Origin of the sequence: Xanthobacter nonsaccharivorans (assembly GCF_043194755.2) — a bacterium.
Lineage (GTDB): Bacteria > Pseudomonadota > Alphaproteobacteria > Rhizobiales > Xanthobacteraceae > Xanthobacter > Xanthobacter autotrophicus_G.
Map to the genome: position 1 here is coordinate 4,902,474 of NZ_CM195526.1, position 12,682 is coordinate 4,915,155.

A 12,682-nucleotide genomic window follows, 5' to 3' on the forward strand; every position below is an offset into this window, starting at 1 on the left:
CATGGGACCTCCAGATACCGGGGCGGCGCAGGGGCGGCGGCCCGGTCGGCATCCGGAAGATGCGTGCCGGGACCGCCCGCGCCGGGCTCGACGGACAAAATCGCCGCAATGGGCCCGCGCCGCAAGCGCGCCGCCGCGCGGGGGCCGAAACACGGCGCGCCGGAACGGCAATGCGGCGGGTCCTCAGGTCTTGTTAACCATCGCCCGCCCAAGCTGCAGGCCGATTCTCCCGCCCGACGGTTTCCCCGCCCCGTGATGATGCGTTCCCTCCTTCTCGTCGAAGACGATCCCGTCGAGGCGGCGCGCCTCGAAGCCGCCTTGTCCCGCAAGGGCTACCGCTGCACCCTCGCCGCGGACGGCGACGCCGCGCTCGCGCGCCTGTCCGCCGAGCCGTTCGATGCGGTGCTGCTGGACATGGTGGTGCCGGGGCTTGATGGCATGGGTGTGCTCACCGCCATGGAGAAGCGCGGCATGGCCGTGCCGGTGGTGGTGCAGGTGACCGCGGCGGGCCTCGATGCCGCCGCCGACGCCATCCGCGCCGGCGCCCGGGATTTCGTGGTAAAGCCGGCCGGCGCGCTGAGGCTGGAGGTGGCCCTTGCCAACGCCATCACCCTCGCCCGCCTCACCGGGTCCGCCTGCGCGCCCGCAGCACCGGCGCCGTCGGGCACCGTGGTTCCCTTCCCCGCCGCGACGCGTCAGCGCGACGCGGCCCCGGACCTCCCCGCCATCACCCGGCTGGAGGATGCCGGGCACGTGCGGCGGCTGGAGCAGATCGAGGCGGAGGCGATCCAGTTCGCCCTCAGCCTCTACGGCGGCCGCCTCGCCGAGACAGCCCGCCGGCTGGGCATCGGCCGATCCACCCTTTACCGCAAGCTGGCGGAAATCGAGAGCTTGGCGGTAGGTTGCGACCTCCCCATGGAACCGGACGCGCCGCGGGTTGTTGCTGCCGAGTGACAGAAGCGTGAAAAGCCAGCATTCGCGCGCGTTTGTGAGTTGCGAAGGCGGGCCCGTCACGGCACGAAGCACCTTGCGGGGACCCAAAGCAGAAGCTTGAGGTGGGGCGAGGAGATGTCCATGCGTTTCTCACGGCGGGACCAGCCCGCCTCCGGCACTCTCGCCGATACGCTGGCCCGCCTGATGCGGGCGGGCGTCATCGGCCTGTCTGTGGCCACCATGGGCCTCGCACCCGGTCTTGCCCCCGCCTTCGCGGAGCAGCCGGACCCGCCGGCAGGTGCGCCCGTCACCAGCCATGCGGGCATGGGCACCGCCGATGTGCCGCTGACCACCCCGTTGCCGCCCCTGCCCGCCGCCCAGCCGGCCCCCGCCGCGCCGATGACGCAGCCGGCGACGCAGGCGAACGTTCCGGCGCGCGCGCCGGTGCGTGGCGGCGTCGATTCGGCAGGCGACGGCCCCGCCGTTCCCGCGGCGCCGCCCGTGGTGGCCCAGCCGGCCGATGCGGCGGCCGCCTCCCCCGTGGTGGCGGAGAACCCGCTCTCCCCCGTCGCCGAGGGCATCGCCACGCTGCTCGCCGCGCCGGAGCGGCTCACCGCCTCGAAGAAGGAGCAGGAGGCGCTCGTCACCTTCTACGGCGCCCGGCAGAACATGCCGGTGTTCGTGGACCTGAAGGGCGTCGACCCCCGCGGCAAGGCCGTCATCGCCCGGCTCGAGGCCGCCGGCGAGGATGGCCTCGACCCCACCGATTATGCCGTGCCGGCCCTGAAGGGCACGGACGCCGCCGACCTTGCCCGCACCGAGCTTCGGATCGCCGTGGCCGCCATGACCTATGCGCGGCACGCCCAGTCCGGCCGGTTCGATCCGGGCCGCATTTCCGCGCTGGTGACCCCGGTGCGGGAGATCCCCGATCCCCTCGGCATCCTCACCCGGATCGCCTATGCGCCGGAGGCGAACGCCGCCCTGGCGAGCTTCAACCCGCCCCACGCCGGCTACAAGGCGCTGAAGGCCCAGCTTGCCAAGGTTGCGGGCAAGACGGCGCCCGGCATCGTCGCCATTCCGGGCGGCCCGCAGGTCAAGCCGGGGGCGAGCGATGCCCGCATCCCGTCCCTGCGCACGCGCCTCGGCATCACCGGCGGCCGCGCCGACGACCTCGTCTACGACCCGCAGCTGGCGGAGGCCGTGAAGGCCTATCAGGAGACGGTCGGCATCAAGCCCACGGGCATCATCGGCCCCTCCACCCTCGCGGCGCTGAACGCGGCGGCGACCCCCGCCGGCGGCAGCCTGAAGGCGGACGTGATCGCCAACATGGAGCGCTGGCGCTGGCTGCCGCGCGACCTCGGCGAGAAATATGTGATGGTCAACATCCCGGAATTCATGGTCCGGGTGATGCAGAATGACCGCAAGGTCCACGAAACCCGCGTGGTGGTAGGCAAGCCCGAGACGCCGACCCCGCTTCTGACGCGGGACATGCAGTACATCGTGGTGAACCCGGCCTGGAACATCCCGCCGTCCATCGCCCGCAACGAGATGATGCCGCTGTTGCGCTCGGATCCCTCCGCCCTCAGCCGGCGCGGCATCGAGGTGGTGCGCAACGGCTCGGGCGGCTACTCGTTCCGCCAGGTGCCCAGCGAGCGCAACGCGCTGGGGCGCATCAAGTTCATGTTCCCCAACGACCACTCGGTCTATCTGCACGACACGCCGTCCAAGACGCTGTTCCAGAACGACCGGCGCGCCTACAGCCACGGCTGCGTGCGCGTTTATGAGCCGCTGAAGTTCGGCGAGGTGATCTTCAACCTCGGCCTGCCCGGCGACAACTGGACCGAGGGGCGCATCTCCAAGATGTTCGGCTCGTCCGAGCGCTACATCAACCTGAAGCAGCGCTTCCCCGTGCACATCGTCTATTTCAACGTGCTGATGGACGACGCCGGCCGGCTGGTGATGCGCGAGGACCTCTACGGCATCAATGCCCAGGTGAAGACCCTCTTGGGCATCGACGGCAAGCAGCGCATCGCCGAGGGCGCGGCCCCCGCCAGCCGGGCCCCGAAGACCCGGTAGGGCCCACTGATTCGCCGCGCTGATCCCCAGGAAACACGACAAGGCCGCCCCGACCCGCGAAGGTCGGGGCGGCCTTTTTCTTCAAGTCATTGATTTTACGAGCCTCACCTTCGCGCCACTCCCGCCTTCTGCGACTGCACGCCGCGCCTCTGCGGCGCCTTGAGCGGTACCTTGGGCTTGCCTGAGGCTTTCCAGGCACAGGTGGAGGCACGTTTTCGCCATACTCCGCCGATAGTCACGGTCGTGTGAGCGGCCCGAAGGTATCTGCGTGGATCCGCGCGCAAGGGGGCGAAGGGTGTCAACCCACCCTTAACCGAACCCGACAAGACTCTGTCTCCATAGCGTCGCGGCAACAGTTGCGGCGTCCTTGAAATCTGAGCCTCGGGTTCACGACATTGGTCTTCAGTTCCACGCTCGTCACCGTCCGATCCATGCGCCGGCGCTGCCTGCCGGTGCTGCGGATCGCGGCCGTCGGTACGAGCCTGCTCGTCGCCGGGACCTCCTCCCTGCAGAATGCGGTCGCCAATGGCGACACCCGCACCCTCACCTTCCACCACACCCATTCGGGCGAGGACGGCACCTTCACCTTCAAGAAGAACGGCCGCTACGACCCCGAGGCGCTGGCCAAGATCAACCATTTCCTGCGCGACTGGCGGAACCAGAAGGCGACGCAGATGGACCCGGCGCTGTTCGACATCGTGTGGGAGGTCTATCGCGAGGTGAACGCCTCGGCCCCCATCCAGATCGTGTCGTCCTACCGCTCGCCCGAGACCAATTCCATGCTGCGCTCGCGCTCCAGCGGCGTCGCCAAGTTCTCCCAGCACATGCTGGGCAAGGCCATGGACTTCTACATTCCCGGCGTGAGCCTCACCGACCTGCGCGTCGCCGGTCTTCGGCTGCAGCGCGGCGGCGTGGGCTTCTATCCCACCTCCGGCTCGCCCTTCGTGCACATGGACACGGGCAACGTGCGCCACTGGCCGCGCATGAGCCACGACCAGCTCGCCCGCGTGTTCCCGGACGGCAAGACCGTGCACGTGCCGTCCGACGGGCGGCCCCTCTCCGGCTACAACACGGCCCTGGCCGAGATCCAGGCCCGCGGCTCCAGGCCTGGCGTGCAGATGGCCTCGGCCGGCGGCAAGACGTTGTTCTCCCGGCTGTTCGGCAAGAAGGACGCGGACGACGAGGAGAGCGGCGGCGAAGCCACCACGGTCGCCGCGGCGCAGCCGGCCACCGACCCCGCGCCGGCGGAGCAGACCGCCCCCGCCCGCGGCGCGCCGGCGCGCCCGCTGGTGGCAGCCCTCGCGCCCCTGCCGCCCAACCGGCCGGCGGAGCTCGCGGCCGGTGCCATGCTGGCGCGCACGGCCACCAGCGTGCTGCCCATTCCCGTCCCGCGCCGGCCCGCCGAAGCGGACGCCGGACGCGCCCGGCAGGTCGCGAGCATGATGGCCGACGACGCGCCTCTTCCCCCCATCATCACCCGCGGCACGGATGCCGAGGATGCCCCGGCGCTTGGCTATGCGGCCGCGCCCGCCAGCGCGCGCTTCCTCGCGGGCGGGCTCATGGCGCACGTGCCGAATGCATCGGGAGAGATGGCGCAGCCCGCGTCCGGCCAGCCTCCGGCAGGCCGCGGCCGCAGCAGCAAGGCGGCGGAACCGAAGCCGGCGCCGGTGCGCACGGCGGACCTGTCCTATGGGCGGATGCTGATGGCGCCGCGCCTGTCGGCCCAGTCCTATCTGCGCACGCCGGAGGTGCGCAGCCTCGCCGACCTGATGGAGCCGGCCCACAGCGCCACCGCCTTCGCCATGGGCGGCGGGCTGTTCTTCGTGGATCGGCCGGGCGATGCGGGGCGTGGCGGCAAGCCGCCCGTCGCCCTGACGCAGCGCATGTGATCCTCTTCCAGGGGCGCGGGACCGGCCCGCGCCCGTCCTGCCCTCAGACGAAGATGCCCAGCGCCTGGAGATAGAGCTCGACGATGGCCTCGTGCTCCTTGCGCTCGTCCACATCCTCCTTGCGGATCTTCAGGATGGTGCGCAGCGCCTTCACGTCGAAGCCGTTGGCCTTGGCCTCGGCGAACACGTCCTTGATATCGTCGGCAATGGCCTTCTTCTCCTCCTCGAGCCGCTCGATGCGCTCGATGAAGGACTTCAGCTGTTCCTTGGCAAAGCCCGCGGGGGCATCTGACTCTTCCGCCACCTGGTCGCTCTCCTGGTCAGGGGGTCATCGGCGGGCGCGCGCGGCGGCGGGCAGGACCTGCCGCAAGACGCGCCCTCAAGGGCTCCGGGTGGCCTGCCGCACGCGGCCGGCGGGACCCGGCTCCGGGTTGGCCGACGATAGAGGCGCCCGCAAGGCCCTGCGTCAAGGATTCGTCCCCGCTTTCCACGCAGTGGCGCACCGTCGCGGTGCCGCAACCGGCGCGAGACCCGCCATCGGGGGTATGGGGTGACGGCACCTCGTGCCAATGGGCGGCTCGCCCTGGGCGTCGCCACCCTCACGCTGGGAGCCCTGGCCATGGGCGCCTCGGTGCTGTTCGTGCGGCAGGCGGATGTGGGGCCCTTCGCCAGCGCCTTCTGGCGCGTGGCCCTCGCCCTGCCGGTGCTCGCCACCTGGGCCGCCCTCGCCGAAGGGCGGCGCGCCTTCCGCATGGACGGAGCGTCCCTTGCCGCCGGGGCGTTCTTCGCCGGCGACCTCTTCTTCTGGCACCTCGCCATCCTCGGTACCACGGTGGCCAACGCCACCGCGCTCGCCACCACCTCGCCGGTGTGGGTCACCGCTTTCGCCGTGCTGGTGCTGCGCCAGAAGGTGACCGCCGCCGGCTGGACCGGGCTCGGCCTGTGCGTGGCCGGGGCCCTCGCCCTGGTGGGGCAGAGCTGGCAGTTCGACCCCCACCACCTGCCGGGAGACGCCGCCGGCCTCACCACCGCCGTGTTCTTCGCCTGCTATTTCCTGGCGGTGGGGCGGGCCCGGCGCTGGCGGGGCGCGGCCTCAGTGTCCTTCCTCTCCGCGCTGGTGACCACGGTCATCCTGTTGGCCGTGGCACTGGCGCTGGAGCCGACCCTGTGGCCCGCAAGCGGGCACGGCCTGGCCGCCCTTCTCGCCCTCGCCCTGGTGAGCCAGGTGGGCGGGCAGGGGCTGATGGCGGTGGGGCTCGCCAGCGTGCCTCCGGCTTTCGGGGCGCTGGTATTTTTCCTGGAGGTGGTCTCGGCGGCGGCGCTCGGCGCGCTGCTGCTGGAAGAGCCCCTCTTCGCGCTCCAGATCCTGGGCGGGGCCCTGATCGTCGCCGGGCTCGTGGTGGCACGGCCGAAGGCGGCCGCAGCGTCAACGGCCGGAACCGCCGGTGACGCCCGCATGTCGCCGCGATCTGGCCCGCAGATACCGCCAAACCCCGCAGCCGAGATTGACGGACCTTCGCCATGAGGGCACACACGCACCCGACATGTCCCGCTGCTTCGACGGCATGACCGTGACGATCCTCCCCCGACGCACCGCCGCGAGCCGCCTCCTGGGGGCGCTCGCGCTGCTGCTCCTCTGCGCGGCCGGCAGCATCGCCCTGCCCTCGCCCGCCGCCGCCGAGCTGCGCCTGTGCAACCGCACCCAGAGCCGGGTGGGCGTCGCCCTCGGCTATCGGGACGGGGAGATCTGGACCACCGAGGGCTGGTGGAACATCGCCGCCAACAGCTGCGAGACCCTGCTGCGCGGCGACCTCTCGGCCCGCTTCTATTATCTTTATGCGGTGGACTACGACCAGGGCGGCGAATGGGCCGGCAAGTCCTACATGTGCACGCGGGAAAAGGAATTCACCATCACCCGCGGCAACCAGGACTGCCTGGTGAACGGCTATGACCGCACCGGCTTCTTCGAGGTGGATACCCAGGAGCAGAAGAACTGGACGGTGCAGCTTACCGAGCCCGCCCGCCGTCCGGGCCCCGTGCCGCCCCCGCCGCCGCCCGCACGCAAGTAGCCGGAGCGCGCCAGGAGCTAGGAGCTCGGCTCCCGGGGCTTTGGCCACGTCCCCGCCGTCCGTGACACACCCGGGCGGCCTCGACCCGCTGGGCATCGATCGAAGGCCGAAGCCCATGAGATCGATCGGGCCCATCAGGTCCGATTGGCGGGATCAGATGGGCCGGCCTTCCACCTTGAGCGAGAGCTGGCGCTCCATGTCCGCCGCCCCTTCCAGGTGGGGGTTCACCGCCAGCGCCCGGCGCACCGCGTCCAGCGCGCGCTTCTCCTCGCCGATCTCGCGGAAGATGAGGGCGAGGCCGTAGAGCATGGCGTAATGACGCGGCTCGCGGGCCAGCACCTCGCGGATGTCGGCCAGGGCGGCAGCGTAATCGTCCCGCGCATAGAAGATGGTCGCGCGGCGGGAGAGGGCGCCGATATAGTCCGGCTCCAGCAGCAGCACCTGGTCGAGCAACAGCAAGGCAAGCTCGGTCTGCTTCGCCTCGGCGGCAGCATTGGCCCGCATCATCAGAAGGTCGGCGGTGGGGCTGCCGGACTCGGCGAAGATCTGGTCCAGCCGGTCGGCGATGATCTTGGCGCTGCGGTCGTCGGGGGCCACCTTCAGCGCGGCGAACAGCCCTTCGAGCTGGGTGCGCTTGTCCTTCGGCACCCGCGGCCGCGGCGCCTCGGGCCCGGGGGACGGCGGGTTCGCCTTGTCGAGATCGAAGGGGCCGAACGTGCCGTCGCCGCGCAGGGCCTGCGCATGGGCGGCGGGCGCGGCAACGAGAGGGGCGGCGAGGAGCAGGCCGAGAAGGGCGGCCGCAGGCACGCCGGCGCACAGCGCGCGGCGGAGCAACCGTGGAGGGGACGGGGCAACGGAAGGCCGAGGCATCTCGGCACGCGGCGGACGAGCACTCATGAAGGAAGTGTCGAGCCTGGCGCCGGCCACGTCAATGCACCCACCCGCCCGCAAAGGCACCGGCGCGCATCACGTTGCAGGGAAGGAAGCAACAGCCCGAGGCGGGCCGGCACGCTGCGGGCCGCGGCCCGCAAGCCGCCCCCGGATCCGATCCGGCGGCGAGCGCGACACATGGCACGGGCAGGGCGCCCGCGCCGGCCGGCGAACCTCAGCCCTGGCGGGCCTTGTAGCGCTTCTGGGTCTTGTTGATGATGTAGACGCGGCCCTTGCGGCGGACGAGACGGTTGTCGCGGTGGCGCCCGAGCAGCGACTTCAGGGAATTGCGGATCTTCATGACAAACTCGCTTGGTGCCAAATTTCTCGGGCCGACCGCGGCGCGCTGACGCGCGGCCCTATCGACACCGTGTGTATGGATCGAGCCGGGGTGATACGGGGCGGCGGCGCGGATGTCAACAAAGGCGGCGCTTGAAGCGACGGATAAGGGGCACCCGACGGTGCCCGCGCCTCACGCACGGTGGTAGGGGTGCCCGGAAAGGATGGTCACCGCCCGGTAGATCTGCTCCGCCAGCATCACCCGCACCAATTGGTGGGGGAAGGTGGCCGTGCCATAGGCGATGAGCAGGCCGGCGCGGGCGCGCACCGCATCCGAGAGCCCGTCCGCCCCGCCGATGACAAAGGCCAGCGCCGAAAGGCCGCCATCCCGGTCCGCGGCGATGCGCTGGGCGAAATCCTCACTCGATACATTGCGCCCGCGCGGGTCGAGGGCGAGGAGGCCGGCGCCCGGCGGCAGCGCCGCGAGCAGGGCGGTGCCCTCCTCCGCCATGCGGTCTTCCGCACGGCGGGCCGAGGATTCGGGGATTTCCAGCATGTCGCAGGCGCCGAGGCCCAACGGGCGGCCGGCAGGCCGGATGCGCTCCAGGTAGCGCGTGACAAGATCGCGCTCGGCCCCGGCTTTAAGCCGGCCGACACAGGCAAGGACGAGGCGCACGTGCGTCTTTCAGCCCGCCAGGGCCGCCCCTGAGGCAGAGCCCATCAGGCGCGGGTCCCGGACCACATCTTCTCGATGTTGTAGAAGGTGCGGACCTCGGGCTGGAAGACGTGCACGATCACGTCGTTCGCATCGATGAGCACCCAGTCGCAGGCCGGCTGGCCTTCCACCCGCACGTGCTTCACCCCGGCCTCCTTCAGCGCCTCGATGAGGTGCTCGGCGATGGCGCCCACGTGCCGCTGGGAGCGGCCGGAGGCGATCACCATGAAGTCGGCGATGGAGGTTTTGCCGCGCAGGTCGATGGAGACGATGTCCTCGGACTTGTCGTCTTCCAGCCGGGCTTGGACGAGGGCGAGAATCTCCTGCGCCTCGGGGAGCGCCTTGGAGACCGTGGCGGGCGCGCTCATCTCGGTCGCCGCCAGAAGTGCCGTCGTGGACAGGGGTCCAAATCCTCTTCGCTTGAGGCGACGGTCCAAACCGCCGCACCCGCACAGAATGGCTGAAAATCAACGGATTTTCAAGATGTATGCTGCCCGCCGCCCGGATTCGTCCCGGCAGGAGCGGCGCGGGCGGCGCGGATGCCCGTGGAGGAGACGGGGGATTTCAGCCCATGGAGGAACACCCAGGCCGGCGGGGCGAGGTCCGCCAGTACCCTGGCGTCGCTCTCGTCGATCCGGTAGCGGGCGAGCGCCTGGGCCGCCGGCGAGGCGGTGGCGGCAAGGCTGTTGCCCATGCGGTCAACCACCGCGAGGGGCACGAGGTCGGCGATGGCCCGCCAGCGTTGCCAGCGGTCGAAATGGGCAAGGTTGTCCGCCCCCATGATCCACACGAAGCGCACGGTGGGCAGGCGACGCCGGAGCCAGGCCACCGTCTCATAGCTGTAGCGCGTGCCGAGGGCCGCCTCGAAGCCGGTGACGTCGATGCGCGGGTGCCGGGCCACCCGCCGGGCGATGGCGATGCGCTCCTCCAGCGGCGGCAGGGCGCGGTTGTCCTTCAAGGGGTTGCCGGGGGTCACCAGCCACCACACCCGGTCGAGCCCGAGGCGCCGCATGGCGATGAGGCTCGCCGCGCGGTGCGCCCCGTGGGCCGGGTTGAAGCTACCGCCGAACAGGCCGACGCGCAGGCCATCGGTGACCCACGGCATGTGCCGGGCCGCGCGCGGGGAGACCGCGCGGACGTCGACAGCGCTCCCCTGCGACCCGCAGCTCACGGACGCGTCTGCCCCGAGCCGTGGATGCGATACTTGAAGGAGGTGAGCTGCTCGGCCCCCACCGGCCCGCGGGCGTGCATGCGCCCGGTGGCGATGCCGATCTCCGCGCCGAAGCCGAACTCGCCGCCATCGGCGAACTGGGTGGAGGCATTGTGCAGCACGATGGCCGAATCCACCTCGGCGAGGAAGCGGTCGGCAGCGGCCTCGTCCCGTGTCACGATGCTGTCCGTGTGGTGGGAGCCGTGGGCCTCGATGTGGGAAATGGCGTCGGCCACCCCGTCCACCACCTTCGCGGCGATGATGGCATCGAGATACTCGGTGTCCCAGTCCGCATCTGCGGCCGGCTTCACCCGGGGGTCCGCCGCCTGCACGGCGGCGTCGCCGCGCACCTCGCAGCCGGCGTCGATGAGCATCTCCACCAGCGGCTTCAGGTGGGAGGGCGCCACCGCCTTGTCCACCAGCAGGGTCTCGGCGGCGCCGCACACGCCGGTGCGGCGCATCTTGGCGTTCAGCACCACGCGCTTCGCCATGTCGAGGTCGGCGGCCCGGTCCACATAGACGTGGTTGATGCCGTCGAGATGGGCGAACACCGGCACCCGCGCGTCGCTCCGCACCCGGGCGACGAGGCTCTTGCCGCCGCGGGGCACGATCACGTCCACGGTGCCGTCGAGGCCCGAGAGCATGAGCCCCACCGCCGCCCGGTCGGCGACGCTGACGAACTGGACAGCATCCTCCGGCAGGTCCGCCGCCTTCAGCCCGGCGGCGAAGGCGCGATGGATGGCGCTGGACGACCTCAGGCTGTCCGAGCCGCCGCGCAGGATCACGGCGTTGCCGGCGCGCAGGCAGAGCGCGGCGGCATCCGCCGTCACGTTCGGCCGGCTTTCGTAAATCACGCCGATGACGCCCAAAGGCGTGCGCACGCGCTCGATGATCATGCCGTTGGGGCGGGTCCAGCGCTCGGTCACCTTGCCCACGGGATCGGGCAAAAGGGCCACCTGCTCCACGCCCTCGGCCATGGCCTCGATGCGGGCGGGGGTCAGCGTCAGGCGGTCGAGGAAGGAGCCGGCCATGCCGTCCGCCTTCGCCTTGGCCACGTCCTCGGCATTGGCGGCGAGGATCTCCCCCGCAGCCGCGCGGATGGCGGCGGCGGCGGCATTCAGCGCCTGCGTCTTGGCCTCGGGCGCGGCGAGGGCGAGCACGCGGGAGGCGGCGCGGGCGCGCCGGCCCATCTCACGCATCAGCGCGTCGAGGTCCGCCGGCGGCACGGGCCGGCCCGCATCGGCGGCGGCATCGGTGCGGACGACGGGCACGCTGGACATGAGACATCTCTCCGGCTGGAACATCAGGTCCCGCACCATGCGGGCGGTATTCAGTAGAGCGCGATCCGAGCAAATTGAAACACTTTGTTCGGTGAACCGCCCTCTCACTCCTCAAGAGAGAGAATGCGTTATCGCGCCAGCTTGCAACCCAAGCTGACCGGCGCGTGCTCTAGCACGGCGACGGGGCCATGCGACAGATGCGTGCGCCGGGGCCGTACCGGAAGGTTACCTCGCGTGATTGTCAGCGCAGGTGCATGCCGGCCGCGGGCGAGGCAGAATAGGCTTGCCACGCCCGCTTCCTCCCACGGCAAGAGGCCTCATGCGCACCCCCAGCCTTCTCCTTCTCGGCTGTCTCGCCTGCTCCGACGCCGCCGTGGCAGGCGGAGCGCCGCTGCCCCAATCGCCCTTGCCCCAATCAACCCTGCCCCAGGCCCGCACCGCCACCGGCAGCGGCACCATCGCCGAGGCGATGCTGGTGGGCCCCACCGACCGCTACCGGCATTTCGTGCTCGGCGCGACGGTGGAGGCCTCCGGCCTCAGGCTGCGCATGCGGGATGGGCGGGAACTGGAGCTGACCCTGCCCCGCCACGAGGTGTTCGAGGACCGCCGGCCGCGCATCGTCGACCTTGACGGCGACGGGCGCGACGAGGTGGTGCTGGTGCGCTCCTCCACCATGACCGGCTCGTCCGTCGTGGTGGTGGGCGAGCGCAACGGTGGCTGCGCCATCATTGCGGAAGGGCCGGAGACCGGCGCGCCGCGGCGCTGGCTGAACCCCGCCGGCATCGCCGACTTCGACGGCGACGGCCATCTCGACATCGCCTATGTGCAGCAGCCGCACGTGCTGGGGCGGCTCAAGGTATTGACCCTGCGCGACGGCGCGCTGGTCGAGATCGCCATGACCGACAACACCTCCAACCACGTGGCCGGCTCGCCCGAGATGGGCCTTGCCGCGGTGGCGGACTTCGACGGCGACGGCGTCCCCGACCTCGCCGTGCCGAGCTTCGACCGGAGCCGCCTGCGCTTCCTGTCCTTCAAGGGCGGCGTGCACGAGATCGCCTCCCGGCCCCTTCCGGCACCGGCGGTGGCCGATTTCACCCTCGCCACCGTGAACGGCAAGCCCGCCGTGGACGTCGCCCTCGCCGGCGGCCGGCATGAGAAGCTCACGCCCTGAGGCGCCCGGCCCCGGGCGAGTTCAACGCCAGCATGCGGGAGGCGACCCGGGCCGACCCGCCGGAGAGGCATCGGTGCGAACGGCAGAGGGCGTGAGAACGGGCAGGGCCGTTCTGAAGGCTGGCCCAAGG

13 protein-coding genes are annotated in these 12,682 nt (G+C 71.2%); 6 read left to right on the plus strand and 7 right to left on the minus strand.

Annotation, left to right across the window (positions count from 1 at the left end):
• The first annotated feature begins 255 nt into the window (after positions 1–255).
• From V5F59_RS22410 to mepK, 3 genes are all read left to right on the plus strand, one after another.
• Positions 256–954 carry a response regulator gene (locus tag V5F59_RS22410; RefSeq protein WP_393980613.1) on the plus strand — a complete coding sequence of 233 codons (699 nt, stop codon included), beginning with the start codon at positions 256–258 and terminating at the stop codon, positions 952–954.
• 120 nt (positions 955–1,074) lie between these two features.
• On the plus strand, positions 1,075–3,009 hold the full coding sequence (locus V5F59_RS22415) for a L,D-transpeptidase family protein (RefSeq protein ID WP_393980611.1): 1,935 nt from the start codon (positions 1,075–1,077) through the stop codon (positions 3,007–3,009).
• A 395-nt stretch (positions 3,010–3,404) separates the two neighbouring features.
• The gene (gene mepK, locus V5F59_RS22420) at positions 3,405–4,898 is read left to right on the plus strand and encodes a peptidoglycan L,D-endopeptidase MepK (RefSeq protein ID WP_393980609.1); all 1,494 of its coding nucleotides are present in this window, start codon (positions 3,405–3,407) and stop codon (positions 4,896–4,898) included.
• A 43-nt stretch (positions 4,899–4,941) separates the two neighbouring features.
• Here mepK and V5F59_RS22425 read toward each other — a convergent pair whose 3' ends face one another.
• Positions 4,942–5,202 carry a DUF2312 domain-containing protein gene (locus tag V5F59_RS22425; RefSeq protein ID WP_393980607.1) on the minus strand — a complete coding sequence of 87 codons (261 nt, stop codon included), beginning with the start codon at positions 5,200–5,202 and terminating at the stop codon, positions 4,942–4,944.
• Between the two features lie 246 nt (positions 5,203–5,448).
• On the opposite strand from V5F59_RS22425, the gene V5F59_RS22430 reads away from it, so the two are divergent.
• Together V5F59_RS22430 and V5F59_RS22435 are read left to right on the plus strand one after the other, a co-directional pair.
• Entirely contained in the window at positions 5,449–6,423 is a 975-nt protein-coding gene (locus V5F59_RS22430) for a DMT family transporter (RefSeq protein WP_393980605.1), read from the plus strand.
• Between the two features lie 19 nt (positions 6,424–6,442).
• On the plus strand, positions 6,443–6,967 hold the full coding sequence (locus tag V5F59_RS22435; protein WP_393980603.1) for a DUF1036 domain-containing protein: 525 nt from the start codon (positions 6,443–6,445) through the stop codon (positions 6,965–6,967).
• Positions 6,968–7,120: 153 nt separating this feature from the next.
• On the opposite strand, the gene V5F59_RS22440 is transcribed toward V5F59_RS22435, so the two are convergent.
• From V5F59_RS22440 to V5F59_RS22465, 6 genes are all read right to left on the minus strand, one after another.
• Positions 7,121–7,774, minus strand: a complete 654-nt coding sequence (locus V5F59_RS22440) for a tetratricopeptide repeat protein (RefSeq protein ID WP_393980601.1) — start codon at positions 7,772–7,774, stop codon at positions 7,121–7,123.
• Between the two features lie 298 nt (positions 7,775–8,072).
• A complete protein-coding gene (ykgO, locus tag V5F59_RS22445) occupies positions 8,073–8,198 on the minus strand; it encodes a type B 50S ribosomal protein L36 (RefSeq protein WP_012114086.1) in 126 nt (41 codons plus the stop codon).
• 171 nt (positions 8,199–8,369) lie between these two features.
• Positions 8,370–8,852 carry a 23S rRNA (pseudouridine(1915)-N(3))-methyltransferase RlmH gene (rlmH, locus tag V5F59_RS22450; protein ID WP_393980598.1) on the minus strand — a complete coding sequence of 161 codons (483 nt, stop codon included), beginning with the start codon at positions 8,850–8,852 and terminating at the stop codon, positions 8,370–8,372.
• Between the two features lie 44 nt (positions 8,853–8,896).
• Positions 8,897–9,259 (minus strand): ribosome silencing factor, encoded by a 363-nt coding sequence (gene rsfS / locus V5F59_RS22455; protein WP_393980596.1) that lies wholly within the window; start codon positions 9,257–9,259, stop codon positions 8,897–8,899.
• Between the two features lie 110 nt (positions 9,260–9,369).
• Positions 9,370–9,996 (minus strand): nicotinate-nucleotide adenylyltransferase, encoded by a 627-nt coding sequence (locus V5F59_RS22460; protein WP_393980594.1) that lies wholly within the window; start codon positions 9,994–9,996, stop codon positions 9,370–9,372.
• Between the two features lie 62 nt (positions 9,997–10,058).
• Positions 10,059–11,300, minus strand: a complete 1,242-nt coding sequence (locus V5F59_RS22465; protein ID WP_393981171.1) for a glutamate-5-semialdehyde dehydrogenase — start codon at positions 11,298–11,300, stop codon at positions 10,059–10,061.
• Positions 11,301–11,700: 400 nt separating this feature from the next.
• Between V5F59_RS22465 and V5F59_RS22470 the strand changes: the two genes are divergently transcribed.
• Positions 11,701–12,552, plus strand: coding sequence for an FG-GAP repeat domain-containing protein (locus V5F59_RS22470; RefSeq protein ID WP_393980592.1), 852 nt, complete (start codon positions 11,701–11,703; stop codon positions 12,550–12,552).
• Positions 12,553–12,682 lie beyond the last annotated feature (130 nt).